Source organism: Sulfurimonas sp. (assembly GCF_050296975.1).
Taxonomy (GTDB): Bacteria; Campylobacterota; Campylobacteria; order Campylobacterales; family Sulfurimonadaceae; genus Sulfurimonas.
Map to the genome: position 1 here is coordinate 68,079 of NZ_JBNKRX010000010.1, position 15,706 is coordinate 83,784.

Annotated in this window: 16 protein-coding genes; 10 read left to right on the forward strand and 6 right to left on the reverse strand. The window is 32.3% G+C overall.

Going from position 1 to position 15,706, the window contains the following annotated elements; all coding sequences use genetic code 11:
- The first annotated feature begins 9 nt into the window (after nucleotides 1-9).
- Entirely contained in the window at nucleotides 10-2,010 is a 2,001-nt protein-coding gene (locus ACQY56_RS02895; RefSeq protein WP_428737744.1) for an EAL domain-containing protein, read from the forward strand.
- On the opposite strand, the gene ACQY56_RS02900 is transcribed toward ACQY56_RS02895, so the two are convergent.
- The 4 genes from ACQY56_RS02900 to ACQY56_RS02915 all read right to left on the reverse strand — a co-directional run bounded on the left by ACQY56_RS02900 (nucleotide 1,983) and on the right by ACQY56_RS02915 (nucleotide 8,469).
- Nucleotides 1,983-4,562: an ATP-dependent Clp protease ATP-binding subunit gene (locus ACQY56_RS02900; protein WP_428737743.1), complete on the reverse strand. Its 2,580-nt coding sequence runs from the start codon at nucleotides 4,560-4,562 to the stop codon at nucleotides 1,983-1,985. The genes ACQY56_RS02895 and ACQY56_RS02900 overlap by 28 nt on opposite strands.
- Nucleotides 4,563-4,705: 143 nt before the next feature.
- Nucleotides 4,706-5,581 carry a 1-aminocyclopropane-1-carboxylate deaminase gene (locus ACQY56_RS02905; RefSeq protein WP_428737742.1) on the reverse strand — a complete coding sequence of 292 codons (876 nt, stop codon included), beginning with the start codon at nucleotides 5,579-5,581 and terminating at the stop codon, nucleotides 4,706-4,708.
- 7 nt (nucleotides 5,582-5,588) lie between these two features.
- On the reverse strand, nucleotides 5,589-6,422 hold the full coding sequence (locus tag ACQY56_RS02910; RefSeq protein WP_428737741.1) for a peptidylprolyl isomerase: 834 nt from the start codon (nucleotides 6,420-6,422) through the stop codon (nucleotides 5,589-5,591).
- A 67-nt stretch (nucleotides 6,423-6,489) separates the two neighbouring features.
- On the reverse strand, nucleotides 6,490-8,469 hold the full coding sequence (locus tag ACQY56_RS02915) for a response regulator (protein ID WP_428737740.1): 1,980 nt from the start codon (nucleotides 8,467-8,469) through the stop codon (nucleotides 6,490-6,492).
- A gap of 105 nt (nucleotides 8,470-8,574) precedes the next feature.
- Here ACQY56_RS02915 and nth point away from each other — a divergent pair, with 105 nt between their 5' ends.
- The gene (gene nth, locus ACQY56_RS02920; protein ID WP_428737739.1) at nucleotides 8,575-9,216 is read left to right on the forward strand and encodes an endonuclease III; all 642 of its coding nucleotides are present in this window, start codon (nucleotides 8,575-8,577) and stop codon (nucleotides 9,214-9,216) included.
- A 38-nt stretch (nucleotides 9,217-9,254) separates the two neighbouring features.
- A complete protein-coding gene (locus tag ACQY56_RS02925) occupies nucleotides 9,255-9,476 on the forward strand; it encodes a hypothetical protein (protein ID WP_428737738.1) in 222 nt (73 codons plus the stop codon).
- A gap of 2 nt (nucleotides 9,477-9,478) precedes the next feature.
- On the opposite strand, the gene cmoA is transcribed toward ACQY56_RS02925, so the two are convergent.
- Complete coding sequence (gene cmoA, locus ACQY56_RS02930; RefSeq protein WP_428737737.1) at nucleotides 9,479-10,186, reverse strand: carboxy-S-adenosyl-L-methionine synthase CmoA; 708 nt, start codon at nucleotides 10,184-10,186, stop codon at nucleotides 9,479-9,481.
- Nucleotides 10,187-10,192: 6 nt separating this feature from the next.
- Entirely contained in the window at nucleotides 10,193-11,272 is a 1,080-nt protein-coding gene (gene fbaA / locus ACQY56_RS02935; protein ID WP_428737736.1) for a class II fructose-bisphosphate aldolase, read from the reverse strand.
- Between the two features lie 22 nt (nucleotides 11,273-11,294).
- Between fbaA and ACQY56_RS02940 the strand changes: the two genes are divergently transcribed.
- From ACQY56_RS02940 to msrB, 7 genes are all read left to right on the forward strand, one after another.
- Nucleotides 11,295-11,981, forward strand: coding sequence for a hypothetical protein (locus ACQY56_RS02940; protein ID WP_428737735.1), 687 nt, complete (start codon nucleotides 11,295-11,297; stop codon nucleotides 11,979-11,981).
- 14 nt (nucleotides 11,982-11,995) lie between these two features.
- Nucleotides 11,996-12,679 carry a hypothetical protein gene (locus tag ACQY56_RS02945; protein ID WP_428737734.1) on the forward strand — a complete coding sequence of 228 codons (684 nt, stop codon included), beginning with the start codon at nucleotides 11,996-11,998 and terminating at the stop codon, nucleotides 12,677-12,679.
- 214 nt (nucleotides 12,680-12,893) lie between these two features.
- Complete coding sequence (locus ACQY56_RS02950) at nucleotides 12,894-13,136, forward strand: XRE family transcriptional regulator (protein WP_428737733.1); 243 nt, start codon at nucleotides 12,894-12,896, stop codon at nucleotides 13,134-13,136.
- Complete coding sequence (locus ACQY56_RS02955; protein ID WP_428737732.1) at nucleotides 13,136-13,330, forward strand: hypothetical protein; 195 nt, start codon at nucleotides 13,136-13,138, stop codon at nucleotides 13,328-13,330. Before ACQY56_RS02950 ends, ACQY56_RS02955 begins: the two co-directional genes overlap by 1 nt.
- A 195-nt stretch (nucleotides 13,331-13,525) precedes the next feature.
- Nucleotides 13,526-13,810, forward strand: a complete 285-nt coding sequence (locus ACQY56_RS02960; protein WP_428737731.1) for an HU family DNA-binding protein — start codon at nucleotides 13,526-13,528, stop codon at nucleotides 13,808-13,810.
- A gap of 43 nt (nucleotides 13,811-13,853) precedes the next feature.
- Nucleotides 13,854-15,338 (forward strand): hypothetical protein, encoded by a 1,485-nt coding sequence (locus tag ACQY56_RS02965; protein WP_428737730.1) that lies wholly within the window; start codon nucleotides 13,854-13,856, stop codon nucleotides 15,336-15,338.
- Nucleotides 15,319-15,705, forward strand: coding sequence for a peptide-methionine (R)-S-oxide reductase MsrB (gene msrB / locus ACQY56_RS02970; RefSeq protein WP_428737729.1), 387 nt, complete (start codon nucleotides 15,319-15,321; stop codon nucleotides 15,703-15,705). Before ACQY56_RS02965 ends, msrB begins: the two co-directional genes overlap by 20 nt.
- Nucleotide 15,706 lies beyond the last annotated feature (1 nt).

Here is a 15,706-nt window from a genome sequence, read left to right on the forward strand (position 1 = left end):
GTTATGTTTATGAAATTATCGCAAAAATGGGTCTATTTTACGCTAATTATTAGTTTTATTTTACTTATTTATTCACTTATACTGAGTTATGCTAATCTTCATAGAAATAGTGAAGTATTAAAACAACTTTCAGATGATCAAATAGCCCTGAGTCACTATGCAAACAATTTAAACTACTCTGTGAAAAAAAATCAGTCCGATACACTTCAATCATTAGCACTCTATCATGATTTAGACCTCTCAGATGTACAAACATCCCAAAAAAAAATATTTCAACATATCACAGAATTAAAAGATTCGCTAGGGTCAAATAAAAACTTTTCAAAAGAACTCAATGAAACTTTAGAGCTTATTGAAAGAAGAGCTGTTGGTTATAATCTTGTACAACAGTCACTTATAACGGCTGTAAAATCGCAAGATACAGAAGATATACAAGACGCATTAGTTGGTTTTGACATGGTAAGTTTTCAGTTTTCGCAAGATATTTCAAAACTTATGGAACAAGTACGTAAGTCTTTGGACGAACAAATAGAAACACTAAAAAAAACAAACGATCAAAACTCATCAATTTTAATTTTTTCCACTATTTTATCTGTTTTACTAATCATTATGAGTTTAATGAAGTTTTATGCAGCAAATATCAAGATATCAAAGCAACTACAACTCAAAGTGAAAGCTCAACGCCATCTTAAAGATGCAAAAAAACAACTGCAACAATACAATGAAAATCTAGAAGATGAAGTCAATAAAAAAACAAAAGAGATTCGAAAAAAAATATATACAAACTTTTTAAGTGGTTTGCCAAATAGACATCAACTATTAGAGGATACTTGTAACCAAAACTATGTAAAAATGGCACTACTCAATATAGATAAATTTCAATCTTTTAATGATGTATATGGTGAAAATGTCGGAAATATAGCACTGCAACAAACAGCAAAATGGTTAGTTGAGCATATAAATACAGAGGATTACTCTTTATACCATTTAAGTGGAGATGAATTTGTTATAGCATCCACAAGTCAATATTTTTCAAATGCTCTTTTTATAGATTTTATCGAAATGGTCCTCAAAAAATTTAAAAAAACACACTTTGTTTATGAAAACAAATCATATCAGTTTATCATGAGTGCAGGGATTACATTTTCTGGAGAAGCTAAAATGTTAGCCTATGCAGATATGGCACTTAAAGATGCAAAAAAGAAAAATCTATCTGTTTGTGTATTTGAAAATGATAAAAAGTTAGAACATATACACAAAGAAGATATTGAGATACAGAAAAAACTTCTTTATGCACTTGAACATGATGGACTTGCCTCATACTATCAACCTATAGTTCCTATTAGAGATGTAACAAAAAAGGTCAAATATGAATCACTTGTAAGACTCATAGACAAAGATTTTAAAGTGATCCCACCTCTAAAGTTTTTAGAAATAGCAAAACAAAATAGAGTTTATTACAAGATCACAAAACAAGTTGTTCAAAATACTTTACAAACAATCATAGATTACCAAGTTCCTTGCTCTTTAAACCTTTCATTGACAGATATAAAAAATGAAAGAACTACTAAATATCTCTATTCGATATTTGATGAGTTTGAGCATAATAATCTTTTGACTATAGAATTACTTGAGACAGAAGATTTTGATAACTATGCAGAAGTGTATTCATTTTGTATGAAGATCAGAGCTTATGGGATTAAAATAGCTTTAGATGATTTTGGTAGTGGGTACTCCAATTTTTCTCATATTCTTAACCTTCCAGTCGATTACATAAAGATCGATTCATCACTGATTTCAAATATTGATCGCGATATTAGTTCACAAATTATGGTTGAAACAATCGTTACTCTTGCTCGAAAACTCAATATTGAAACGATTGCTGAGTTTGTCTCTTCCGAAGATATTTTAGAGATGGTTAAATCACTTCGAGTAGACTATGTGCAGGGCTTTCACATTGGAAAGCCTTTACCTATAGAAGATCATTTTAAAACTACATTTATATTTTGATCTTCTACTATAAACTCTACTTTACTACCCTCTTTTACTTTACCCTCTAAGATAAGATCAGCTAGTTTATCTTCAACTATCTCATAAAGTGCACGTTTAAGTGGACGTGCTCCATATACTGGGTCAAATCCAGCCTCAGCTATATACGCTTTAGCTTCATCACTTAAACTTAACTCTATATCTCTATCTTTTACTTTTGCTTGGATTTCAGCAAAGAATAGATCAACAATACCACGAATTTGTTCACTTCCAAGAGCGTTAAAAATAACAACATCATCAAGACGATTTAAAAACTCTGGTTTAAAAGCCTGTCGGAGTTCGCCCATTACCATCTCATTTAGTTCTGGTGAATTTGGATTGTTTATAATCTTATCCGATGCAATATTTGATGTAAGGATAATGATTGTATTACTAAAATCAACCGTTACACCTTTGTTATCAGTTAAACGACCATCATCGAGTACTTGAAGCAGTACGTTAAATACATCTGGATGCGCTTTTTCGACCTCATCAAAAAGTACTACTGAGTATGGTTTACGACGCACTGCTTCTGTAAGCTGTCCACCCTCCTCATACCCAACATATCCAGGTGCAGCTCCTACTAAACGAGATACTGCATGTTTCTCCATATATTCACTCATATCTATACGTATCATCGCTTCTTGTGAGTCAAATAAAAACTTCGCTAATGTTTTAGCAGTTTGTGTTTTCCCTACACCCGTTGGTCCTAAAAATAAAAAACTACCAATTGGAGAGTTTGCAGAAGAAAGACCTGCTTTATTTCTCTTGATCGCACGAGCTACTGCGTGAGTTGCTTTACTTTGTCCTACAACATCTTTATTTAACTCATCTTCAACATGTAAGATTTTCTCTTGTTCCCCTTGAAGCATTTTAGTAACTGGTATATGTGTCCAGCGTGAAACTACTGAAGCGATCGATTCTTCATCAACTGAATTTTTAAGTAATGTTCCCGATTCTTGCATCTGATCCCATTGTGCATTTAACGCTTTTTCCTCTTCAATCAGCTTTGGAATTGTCCCATACTCAATCTCGGCAGCTTTGTTAAAATCACTTTGTGCTTTTGCATGATCTGCTTCACGACGTTTTGATTCAATATCACCTTTAATTTGTGAAATTCTCTCAAATACTTGTTTTTCACTTTCAAACTGAGACTCTAATTTACGAAGCTCCTCTTTTAGATCAGCTAACTCTTTTTCGATCTCACCCAAACGTTTTTCATTTGATGGAGTTTTCTCCATCTTTAACGCTTCTTTTTCAACCATAAGCTCACTAACTTTACGTTTTGCGATACTCAGCTCTGTTGGTTCAGACTCAATCTGCATTTTTAGCTCAGCTGCTGCTTCATCGATCAAATCGATCGCTTTATCTGGTAAAAATCTATCTGCGATATAACGATCACTCAGACGCGCAGCAGCTACAAGTGCACTATCTGTGATACTTACATTGTGGTGTGCTTCTAAGCGTTCTTTAATCCCACGTAAAATTTGAAGTGACTGATTTACAGTTGGCTCATCAAGTTGAATCGGTAAGAAACGGCGTTGTAATGCTGCATCTTTTTCAAAGTATTTTCTATACTCTTTGAGTGTTGTCGCACCAATTGTGTGTAACTCACCACGAGCAAGAGCAGGTTTTAAGATGTTTGCCGCATCCATACTTCCTTCACTAGCACCTGCACCAACAATAGTGTGAATCTCATCAATGAAAAGGATGATATTTCCAGAGCTTTTTACCTCATCTATAACCGCTTTTAATCGATCCTCAAACTCCCCACGGTATTTTGCACCCGCAACGAGTGAACTCATATCAAGAGCTATTACACGTTTGTTTTGCAGAGATGTTGGCACTTCATTGTTATAAATTCTTTGTGCTAAACCTTCCACAAGAGCAGTTTTACCAACCCCAGGCTCACCTAAAAGCATAGGATTATTTTTCGTTTTACGAATTAAAATCTGCATCATACGTGTGATCTCTTCATCACGTCCAATCACAGGAGAGAGTTTTCCTTCTGCTGCTTCTTTTGTTAGATCAACTCCATATTTTGAAAGTGATTCTAAGTTTTCATCTGCACTTTGTGAGTCTATCTTTGCTCCACCACGTGAAGCCTCTAGCTCTTTTTCTAAACTCATAACATCTATATATTTTTTAAAGAGGCTCCCATAAGGTTCAGTTTTTAAATTTGCTAATATGTATGTATCAACTGCAAGGTAACTATCCCCATTTTTTGTCATAAGTCCAACACCGTTTTCTAGTGTCTGAACAAATGCGCGTGAGAGTTTAATGTTCTCTTTTGAAACAGATGATGATTTTGGCAATTTCTCTGCCAATGATTTTACATCTAATTCAAGAGCAACTTTATCGATCCCCATTTTATTGAACATCTGATTGAGTACTGAATCATGATTTGTCAAAAGTGCCCATAAAAAATGCTCACTTGCTACCTCTTGGTTTTTATTGTGAAGTGCAAGTGATACTGCACTCTCTATAGCTTGTGTCATATTGTGTGTTAGTTTTTCAAAAATATTATTACTCATTTTATAATCCTCTTGTAGTGTAAATCCCTGTGACGAGCCAACATTGTAAATGTTGAGCCGGAACAGATTAGGATTTACTCTGTCATCCTTATTAATTTATATCGAGTAACAGTTTACTATCTTTTTAAAAACCTATATGCTACTTAAGTAACATTGAACTTTTTTTCATATCTTGACAACATAGAACTATTACCAGTCACACCACCACTATGAATATACAAAACATTCTCTTTTGTTTGCTCTAATAATGTTTGCCACATTTGTGGTGCATAAAGCAGATCGAACTCTATTCCTGCATCTTTTGTTTTTTCGTATAGCTCATAAAACTCCTTATATGGTTTTGCAAAATGGTACTTTTTTTTGGGTGCTAAGATTTTTAAGTTTTGAGGAAGCTCGTCAACTAGTGCTAACATTTGTGTTTTTAGATACTCTACATCTCCCACACAAGGTGTTGTATAGACTGTATATTCTGGCAAAGATAGTGCTAAAAAAAGTGCTGTAGTCCCCGTACCAGAAGGTGTTGCAAGTGCTGTAATATTATGTTGATTTAAAATCTCTTTTTGCTCTTGTATCTCTCGTGCCAAAACTCTTAAACCAATCTCTGCTTCTACAACAGCCCCACCTTGATCAATGATAAAAGTTTTTTCGTCAAGGTTTACTCTCAGTGATGCTATAAAATCTTTATACAACTCATCTGCTATCTCTTGGTGTTGCATTCCTAAAGATAAAGCTTCATAAAAATTTCCGTTTTTTTGCTCTTTTTGTGTGTCACTTAATGGTTTTGTATAGTAGATAAACTCCCATGATTTTTGTTTACACATTGCAGCAATAGCTAACATTGCATTTGATTGTGTACCACCATAAGAGATAATCTTTTTAAAATTTTGCGAGGGAGTTTGCAGGAGAGTATAGAGTTTTCTGTATTTATTACCAGCGAGATATCTATCTATAAGATCATCGCGTTTTATTAAAAACTCTCTCCCATCAAGAATGATGGAAGAGATAGAGGAGTTTTGCATAAGCTAATTACTTGATAACTGCTTTTTTCTGAAGATCGTCCATTTTAGTTTTCATAGCATCTTTAAATTTTTCCATTTTAAGACGTTGTTCTATAAAACCTTTCACTTCATCAAATTTTCTTGTAGTAGCTGATTTTTTATCTTCTAAATAGATTACATGGTAACCAAATTGTGTTTTTACAGGCTCTAGCGTTACAGTACCCTCTTTCATAGAAAATACTTTATCATTAAATTCAGGAACCATTTGCCCTTGCGTAAAGTAACCAAGGTCTCCACCTTTTGGTCCACTAGGTCCTGTTGATTTTGATTTTGCTTCTTCGATAAATTTCTCTTTGAGTTTTTCACCGCTTAAAGATTTTAATCCAGCAATAATTTTTTTCGCCTCATCCTCTTTTTCTACTAAGATATGACGTGCATGAACACTTTCAGGTTGATTAAATTCCTCTTTGTTTTGGTTGTAATAATCTTTTAATTCTTTATCAGAAATTTGAATCTCATCAAGCAGTTTTTTTTGCCATACTTGAATAGCAAGTTCTTCTTTCATACGCTCTTCAAGCTTAACGTATTCCTCTTTGTACTCTTTTGATTTTAAAACACCTTTTTTTACTGCATCTTCATAGATTAACTCTTTACCGATAAGCTGTTGTAAAACTTGTTGTCTAAATTCTGCTTGACGCTCTGGTGGTACTTGGTTAAATCTACCTTGTGTCGCTCTCATTAGCTCACTATCTACATCCTCTTGTGAAATAGCCTTACCATTTACACTCACAAGAGTTTCTGCAAAAGCCAATGTCCCCGTAAAAAGAGCTACTGAAAGTAAAATCTTTGCCTTGTTCATCATTATGTATCCTTATTACATTTGTATATGAGAAAGTTTAATGTTAATTAGATAACAAATATTAAACAAACTATACGTTCACTTTTAAATGTTTATTTAAAACATGTTCTAACTTATCACGAGTCAAAGGTTTAGGAATATAATCATCTAATCCTTCTGAGAGAATCATCTCTTTATCCCCATCCATAGAGAGTGCTGTTAGCGCAATTACAGGTATTCTTTTCATCCCTAAATTCATAATAGCTTTGATCTCTTTTGTTGCTACAATACCATTCATTTGCGGCATATCAATATCCATAAAAACAATATCAAAACTTTTTTGTTTATACTGCTGAATCGCTTCTAAACCGTTTGTTGCTGTTTGTACTTCAATATTGTATTCTTGGAGTAAAATTTTGATAAGTCTTTGGTTAATCATATTGTCTTCTACAACCAATGCACAAACATGATCTTTTTCCTCAATTGAAAACTCTTCTTTAGGTTTTGTTTGCAGTTCAATTTTATTTAATGAGTTTAGATGTTTTGCTACACCACTTGGTAAAAGTGGTCTTCTTAGCTGTTCATTTACTAAATGTGTTAATTTTGTTTGTAGTTTTTCATGTTCTTCAAGTAAGATAGTTACAGGAGCTTTTTTAAAGTACGTTCCAAGTTCAAGCATCCATGAAGAATCATTTTGATTTGCAATGATATAAAGAGCATCTATATCATCATATACATGTTCATCTAATTGATTTGATTTAATCACATCTAAAGCAAATGCACGAAGATAGATAGTTAAGAAATTTGCTTCATCGATCTTACTCTGATCAAGTAGAAGTACTTTTACTTTTTTCTTCGGCATCATTTTATAGTTTTGCCCTTGAGAATTTTTAAAGTTAAGTACAAAATTAACATATGTTCCTTGTGTATCACTAGTTATGCGTAACTCTGAACCTAAAAGTTTTACAAGTCCTGAAGATAAGCTAAGTCCCACACCCAATCTTTCATCCGCGTGATTTCCAGCAGTAAACGGTTCATTGATAAGTGCAATCTGCTCTTCAGAGATTCCTTGTCCAGTATCTCGTACACTAAAACCTATACTACAATCACCATTTTGTTGGCGTTTTAAAAGTTTTACCTCTATAATAACTTTTCCACCACGAGGTGTAAACTTTACTGCATTTGATGCCAATGCATTGAGAATTTGCATAATTTTCTTAGCATCACCATTAACCTCATTTGGAAGTTTAGGGTCGATGAAACTCATCACTTTTACCCCTTTTTCCATCCCTTGTTTAAAAAATCCTGTTGCAAGACTTTCCACAAGTGGAAGTAGATTAAATGGTTCAGGTGACAACTCTAACCTTCCACCTTGTAATTGTGCTAAATCAAGAAGTGTTTCAATGTTTGTCATTAAACTTTTCGATGACCTTTGGATCATACTTGCATATTCACTCTGTTTTGAATCAAGTTGTGTATGTTCTAAAAGGTCTAAAAATCCAAGAATACCATTCATAGGTGTGCGGAATTCATGCCCAATATTTGCTAAAAATTTTGTTTTTAATTTTTCTATCTCTTTTGTTTTTTCTTCAGCTTTATAAAGTTTTGTAACATCTTTAAGCGAAAGTATATAGAGTTGTGAATTATTATGCGATTGAGAAACCCTAGCGTCTATCGTGACAACTTTTGAACTATTTTTATCTAAAAGAGAAACTCTATACCCATCCTCTTTATATTTTCTAATATAATCTAACCATGATCTATCTGATTCTGTAAAAATTTCTTCACTTTCATTTAAAAAAATATCTCGAATGCTCTCGTTTTCTCTATTAAAATCAGCAATATCATGATAGTTCATTGTTTTTAAAAATGTTTTATTCGCACCTATCCAACCTTTTCCTTGTAAGAAATAAAGTAACATATCTTCACTGTCATCTGCTAACTCTAGAAAAAATTCTCTTCCTAAATTATTTTGAAAATTAACACTTGGAACTACCTCTTTTGTATTTTTTACATCATCTTTTTGTTCGTCATTATTTTTATTTGATGAGAACATAGAAAAAAAGCCCATAAATTCCCCTTTTTTAACTATTTTTTTTGCAAGGGATCGATTATACCATATAAATTAATATTAATACAAGTTAGATACAATGCCACAGAAGATTAGTGAGGTTTTATGAAAAAAGCAACAAAAAAAGAGATCGCAGAGATTCACAAACGTTTTGTCGAAAGATACAGTGATGCAGTTACAGAACTTGCTTATAAAAATGCTTATGAACTAGTCATTGCAGTTGCTCTCTCAGCACAATGTACAGATAAACGTGTCAATGTAATCACTCCTGCTTTGTTTGAAAAATATCCATCACCAAAAGAGTTGGCTACTGCAGATATTACAGAAGTAAAAGCACTTATTAACACTTGTTCATTTTTTAACAATAAAGCAAAAAACATTATAGAGATGGCAAAACGTGTAGTAGAAGTGTATAACGGTGAAATTCCTATGAATGAAAAAGAGTTACAAACATTAGCAGGTGTTGGACAAAAAACAGCAAATGTTGTAATGATTGAATATACTGGTGCAAATCTAATGGCAGTTGATACACATGTTTTTCGTGTATCTCATAGATTAGGTTTGAGTGATGACAAAACACCGATTGCAACAGAAGCTACTCTTGTTAAAAAATTCAAAAATGATCTTCATGCCTTACATCAGGGGATGGTACTCTTTGGAAGATATATCTGTAAAGCCAAAAATCCAAAGTGTGATGAGTGTTTTTTAACTGAGTTTTGTAAAACTAAAGAGACTTTCAAAGTATAAACTAAATAATGGGGAATACTCTTTGCTTATCTTCAAGCATGAAAAAAATTAGCCTATTATTTATCCTTTTATTAGTAACATTCTCTGGCTGTGTAAATAAACATGGTATCTCACTCAAATACTACAGTGATTGTAAAGAGTATTATGATCTACAAGGGTATTATCACAAAGAGTGTGGTGATGATGACTTAGTTACCTACGAACAAATGAAAGATGTAATCAAGAAAAAAGAGGAAGCTCCACAAGGAAATGTCTGGTAAAATTATTTTATAGCTATAAATGTAGCAAAATTAGCCCAGCGAAATACTACTTCACAATGAGAAAAACCATTCTCTAAAGCCATTTTTATATTTTCTGCTTCACTATATGGGACAAGTACATTCTCTAATGCTTCACGTTTTTGCATGATCTCGTATTCGCTATACCCTTGCTCTTTTTTAAAATCATAATAACACTCTATAAGGTCTTTGTTAAGTTTTGAATGATGGGAGATAACTTTTTCACTAAAGATAAATACACCCTCTTTTTTAAGTGAATCAGCTATTTTTTTAATCAGTTTTTCACGTACAAGTGGTCTTATAAATTGCAAGGTATAGTTACTTACAAAAACATCAGCTTGATTATAGTTATATTCTAAAATATCTGCGAACTCGACTGTTACATTAGCGCCATATGCTTCAATCTTTCTTTTTGCACGTTGTAACATTGCTTCAGAGTTATCAAGTCCAATTAAATCTGCTTTTACTTCCAAGTCTCTATGAATATTTAAAAGTAAACTTGCAGTTGAACACCCTAAATCATAAAGTATGCCATCTTCTTGTAAATTTTTTAATGCAAAAAACTTTGTAATTTTTTGTGATTCTTTATAAAAAGGGACACTGCGCTCAAGCATATCATCAAAAACAGCAGCAACCTCTTCATCGAATTCAAACTGCTTTTTTATCGGTTTTGTAAATACTTGATCGTTCATATCTTTTTAGTTTCTATTAAGAGCATTTAGATCTTTAAACGCTTCGATCACACGATCAACTAAGCCCTCTTGCCCTGCACGAAGCCATTTTCTTGGATCGTAGTAATTTTTATTTGGTTTATCTTCCCCATCAGGATTTCCAATCTGTCCTTGAAGGTAATCATGATGTTTTGCAACATATTCTCTTACACCATTCCATGTAGCCCACTGTGTATCTGTATCAATGTTCATTTTGACAACACCATAAGAGATAGCCTCACTGATCTCTTCTGGAAGTGAACCCGATCCACCATGAAATACAAAGTTTACTGGTTTTTCAGCAGTTGCAAATTTTTCTTGGATATATTTTTGAGAGTTGTCTAAAATTTTTGGAGTAAGTACAACATTGCCTGGTTTATATACACCATGTACATTTCCAAATGAAGCTGCGATTGTGAAGTTTGGAGATACTTTGCTTAACTCTTCATAAGCATAAGCAACTTCTTCTGGTTGTGTGTATAAAAGTGCATTATCAACATTTGTGTTATCTACACCATCCTCTTCACCACCAGTCACACCGAGTTCAATCTCAATATGCATACCGATTTTTGCCATTTTTTCTAAGTATTTTTTTGAAATAGCTATATTTTCTTCTATTGGTTCTTCTGAAAGGTCTAACATATGAGATGAAAACAAAGGTTTCCCATATGCTTGAAAATGAACTTCACCAGCACCTAACAGTGCATCAATCCAAGGTAATAATTTTTTTGCAGCATGATCTGTATGTAAAATAACAGGTACTCCATAAGCTTCTGCCATCATGTGTACATGCATTGCTCCGCTGATTGCCCCTGCGATTGCAGCTGATTCGTTCTCATTACTAAGCCCTTTACCTGCAAAATACGATGCACCACCGTTACTAAATTGGATAATAATAGGTGAAGAAGCTTTTTTTGCAGCTTCCAAAACACCATTAATCGAGTCTGTATTTACAACATTTACTGCTGGAATTGCAAATCCTATCTCTTTTGCATGCGCGTAAACTTTTGTTACATCTTCACCAAATAACACACCAGGTTGAACCAAATCTAAAATACCTTTACTCATAAATATCCCCAAAAATTTAATTGTGCAATTATATAACACTGTACTTTTAAAACAACTTTATGTTAATATCATCTTTATGGAACAAGAGATAAAAACAGACATTATTTTGGTAGATATTATTAACTTCTCTAAGTTAACATCTAAGCAACAACTAGAGATTATAACTTTTTTAACAAAAAGCTATAAAAAGGTTATTGAGAGGATGTTAGAGAGTTCAAAAATGCCTCTTTCAACACTTATACTCAGCTTTGTATCGACTGGTGATGGATTTTACTGTATACTCGATCCAAAACTCAAAGGGTATGGAACTTTTTTAGGACTTAGTTTTAATCACTTTTCAGAACAAATACCACATAAATACCCTTACTTTCAAGGTATTAAAGTAGCGGTGCATACTGGTTGTATTTCTCGTTTTACAGATATATTAGGCAATGACAATTTTATTGGTGATGGATTAAATGATTGTTCAAGATTTATAGAGTTTAAAAACTTTTCAATCTCCACGGTTATGATCTCAGAGGAAGCTTATAAAGAGTTAAAAAAATTTTTGCGTTATCACCCAGATTTTGAGAAAATTTTGTTTGAAAGAGAGTTTAAACGTTCTAAAGTATATAAATTTTATGATAAACATCAAAATGAAAAAAGGGGTTATTTAGTTTGGCTTCGAAAATCAGGTATAATTAACCCTCCAAAATTCGACTTTTTATAATAAAAAGGAAAAACATGAGACTCACCTTAGATGAATATGCAAAACATTTTAAAATGTCTAAAGAGATGATCAACTCTAAACTTAGAGCTAAAAAACTAAACTATATAATCGAAAATGGAGTTACATATATCATAGTAACACGTAGTTCCCTTGAGCCAGAAAAAAGGGAAACGATTCATAAAGAGAAAAAAGAGCAGCAAGTGCAACAAAAGACAAAAACTCAAACAATAAATGCTCCTGCAAAGCCAAAAACTACAGTTTCAATGGTAATATCTTTATATCAAAAAGAAAATCTTCAACTCAAACAAAAGATTATGCAACTTGAAGAGAAGATTGATAAACTTATAGATGATAAAGAGCAGATGCTTCGAGATGAGATGGCTCGTATAGAACAAGTATACAGCAAAAAAGATGAGCATCTAAAAAATATACTTGAACTTATAAACACTAAACTCACTCTTGAAAAAGAGAATGCTTTGATCCATGATGTAGAGGCTATCACGCAACAGCCAAAACAGGAAAATAAAATCATAGAATTAAAAGAATATCTTAGAAATCTTGAAATTGAATCGGGGCACAGAAAAATGATCAAAAAAAGGTTTCTCAATGCCTATGGAAGTGATATAAGAGTTATTAAACAAAATGGAAAAATCTATCTAAACCTTTCAAAATACGACTACTCTGATCTTTTAAACTAAAAACTTATTTTTTAAGCCTCTAAAGCAATTTTAGCTTTAGAGGCTTTTTTTATGAAAATGTTATACGGATTTCCGTATTTATTATAATTTTTATATATCTTTTTATAATTTTTAAACAATATTAAATACATATTAAAATATATATTATACATTTTTATTTATTTTATCTATCATTAAATGTATATTTAAGTATTTAATCCGTATAATCTTTTCCATGCAAATCGATGACTTGTTTAACATACTTCATAACTCAGTAGAATCACAAAAAAATGGTCGCAAGATATCTCTAAAAGATATGGCTAAATCTTTAGGGCTATCTATGCGTACATATCAAGACTGGAAACTTGGACGTGCAAAACCTCAAGCTGCTGCTACTGTAATTAAGATGTTAGGTATGTTAGAGGATGATGAGATTATCCGTGCTGTTAGAAAAATCAACAATTTAAAGGATGCTTAATGGGAGCATTAACAAAAAAAGAGAGAGAAGCTTTAGAGGATGTCTTTATCTCTATCCATGCTAAAAGTAGGTTTGAACAGTTTCAAACATTACTACAAAATCTCATACATAAAACTTCTAGAGTTATAAAATCCTATAGCAAAAAAATTAAAAAAGGACTACTTTTACTCTATATTAAAAGTTTAAGCAGGTAGTGAGTATTTAGTGAGGTTTTACAGAAAATGAACTATTTGAAACAAAAAATCTATACTTTTTCCTAAAAAAAGGGAAAAAGAAGAAAATTTTAAGGAAATAAACTATAAAGTACTTTTAGCTGAATTGTTTTGTCTATTCCCTTTATTACGAGGGTAGGCAGAGATTCGGAAAAATTTTAATCCAAGGGTAAATTTATGAATAAGGCACAATTTGTTGAATTAGTACAAGAGTGTGGTAACTACAAAACTAAAGTAGAGGCAGAAGCAGCTATTAAAGCTTTCACTGAAGCAGTAACTGAAGCTTTAGTTAAAAAAGAAGATGTTTCTCTTGTAGGATTTGGTAGTTTTGCGTCAGCACTACAAAAAGGTAAAAGTGGTACAGTTCCAGGTACTAGTAAAACTTATACTACTCAAGATAAAATGGTTCCTAAATTTAAAGCTGGTAAAGGTCTTAAAGACCGCGTTGCAGCTGGTAAATAATCTCTAATATATCGCCTTTTTTGGCGATATACTATGTGAATAAATGAATTTTAATCCTTTCTCAATATTTCAAAAAGAAAAATCAGATCTTGTTGTCCCCGACAGTATCTTAGTCAAACGTATCAAATCTCTAGCAAGAAACAGTAACTTAGAAATCTTTTCTAATGTTGAAGTATATTTGCACAAACAAAGCTACAATATTGAACTTATGCTTTATGATGATATGCGCGGTATCTATATATTTGAGATTAAAAAGTGGTCTTTTGATGATTTAAAAAATGCTACTATCGAAAAAGCGCAAAATCAAGAGCACTCCAATAATACACTTGCATACGACAGAACTCAAGAGATTATAAAAAGAAAATTCAATGAAGTTATACACACAGATGGTCCAAAGATATACAACTATCTTTTAATGGAAAATTTAAGTGCTGATGAGTATGAGCATTTAGATGATTCATTTAAAGAACTTCTACCAAAAAAGAAAATTATTTTTAGCAACTCTTCAACATCAGATATTTTCAAAAAAATAGAAGATGAGCCTAGAATAAGAATAAATAAACCAAAAAATAGTTTAGAAACACTCTTTACACAATACACCAAAATTCAAGAAGATGGTAGACTTGAACTTTGTAACAATCAAGAGATTGATTTTTTAAACTCTCCACTCAAAACTATAACACACCTCTCAATCAACGCTCAAGACACAAAAACATCCCTTCTGTTACTTAAAGCGATTATCCAAGTATTTAAACAAGATTCAAAAAAAGTTATTATTGTTAAACCCTCTATCCTTGCAAGAGATATAGCGTATAAAAAACTTTTAGATATTATTGAACATGGAATTATAGAGTTTGATATGAATGCTATAGAGCTCTTAACTCCTTTAGAACTTATAAACAAGCATCTACAAAAACTTAAAAAACCAATGATTCATGATATAAGATCACTTGATCCAAAACTTTTAAAAAAATCGTTTGATGTAGCAGAGTTAATTATATGCGATGATGCAAATTTACTCCCTGAGTCCTTTATTCAATATATCCAAAATATCCAAAAAAGTAAAAAATCACTTTTTGTAAATCTCTCAGATACGCAATACGCCTTAGAGTATTCAACAAACTCAACAGTAGAGTTTTTAGAAACTATCCCTCTTGCAAAAACAATGCAGCTGTTACAAAAACTTTTAAAAGAGAATGCCCCTGAAGATATTTTAGTAGTTTCAAATAAAGAAAATAAAGAGAAATTACAAGATGATCTAAAATATTTTCTTGCAGAAAACACAACAGAGGTTGAAGCTTCAAAAACACTTTTAGAACACAATTTAAAAGATTTAAAACTTGCGACTTATGATGATATTTTTGAACTCTATGCAAAATATATTATATTACTTGATTTATGTGATTATAATGAAAATCAGATAGAATACGCTTTCAATTTAGCAACGAACTGTGTGTATGTTCTTTACGATCATTCTTGTGAGACGATCGATATATTGAAGGAAAAGTATGAAAGTAACAAAAACTGAACAGGAGTGGAAAGAGCAACTCTCTCCTGATGAATTCTATGTTTGCCGACAACATGGAACAGAAGCCCCTTTTTCTGGAAAATATTACGATTGTAAAGATGATGGTATTTACAAATGTGTTTGTTGCGATGCTCCACTCTTTGAATCCACTACAAAATTTGACTCTGGAACTGGTTGGCCAAGCTACTTTGAACCCATTGAAAATGCTATCACTGAATATAAAGATATGAGTCATGGGATGATCCGCATTGAAGTACGATGTGCCTCATGCGATGCTCACCTAGGACATCTATTTGAGGATGGTCCAGAACCAACTGGAATGAGATATTGTATCAATTCAATTTGTTTAAATTTAGAAGAGGAATAAT

Bases quoted from the DNA above. Each gene is read 5' to 3' on its own strand.
- ACQY56_RS02895 (WP_428737744.1), top strand. From the start codon at position 10: ATGAAATTATCGCAAAAATGGGTCTATTTTACGCTAATTATTAGTTTT.
- ACQY56_RS02900 (WP_428737743.1), bottom strand. From the start codon at position 4,562: ATGAGTAATAATATTTTTGAAAAACTAACACACAATATGACACAAGCT.
- ACQY56_RS02905 (WP_428737742.1), bottom strand. From the start codon at position 5,581: ATGCAAAACTCCTCTATCTCTTCCATCATTCTTGATGGGAGAGAGTTT.
- ACQY56_RS02910 (WP_428737741.1), bottom strand. From the start codon at position 6,422: ATGATGAACAAGGCAAAGATTTTACTTTCAGTAGCTCTTTTTACGGGG.
- ACQY56_RS02915 (WP_428737740.1), bottom strand. From the start codon at position 8,469: ATGGGCTTTTTTTCTATGTTCTCATCAAATAAAAATAATGACGAACAA.
- nth (WP_428737739.1), top strand. From the start codon at position 8,575: ATGAAAAAAGCAACAAAAAAAGAGATCGCAGAGATTCACAAACGTTTT.
- ACQY56_RS02925 (WP_428737738.1), top strand. From the start codon at position 9,255: ATGAAAAAAATTAGCCTATTATTTATCCTTTTATTAGTAACATTCTCT.
- cmoA (WP_428737737.1), bottom strand. From the start codon at position 10,186: ATGAACGATCAAGTATTTACAAAACCGATAAAAAAGCAGTTTGAATTC.
- fbaA (WP_428737736.1), bottom strand. From the start codon at position 11,272: ATGAGTAAAGGTATTTTAGATTTGGTTCAACCTGGTGTGTTATTTGGT.
- ACQY56_RS02945 (WP_428737734.1), top strand. From the start codon at position 11,996: ATGAGACTCACCTTAGATGAATATGCAAAACATTTTAAAATGTCTAAA.
- ACQY56_RS02950 (WP_428737733.1), top strand. From the start codon at position 12,894: ATGCAAATCGATGACTTGTTTAACATACTTCATAACTCAGTAGAATCA.
- ACQY56_RS02955 (WP_428737732.1), top strand. From the start codon at position 13,136: ATGGGAGCATTAACAAAAAAAGAGAGAGAAGCTTTAGAGGATGTCTTT.
- ACQY56_RS02960 (WP_428737731.1), top strand. From the start codon at position 13,526: ATGAATAAGGCACAATTTGTTGAATTAGTACAAGAGTGTGGTAACTAC.
- ACQY56_RS02965 (WP_428737730.1), top strand. From the start codon at position 13,854: ATGAATTTTAATCCTTTCTCAATATTTCAAAAAGAAAAATCAGATCTT.
- msrB (WP_428737729.1), top strand. From the start codon at position 15,319: ATGAAAGTAACAAAAACTGAACAGGAGTGGAAAGAGCAACTCTCTCCT.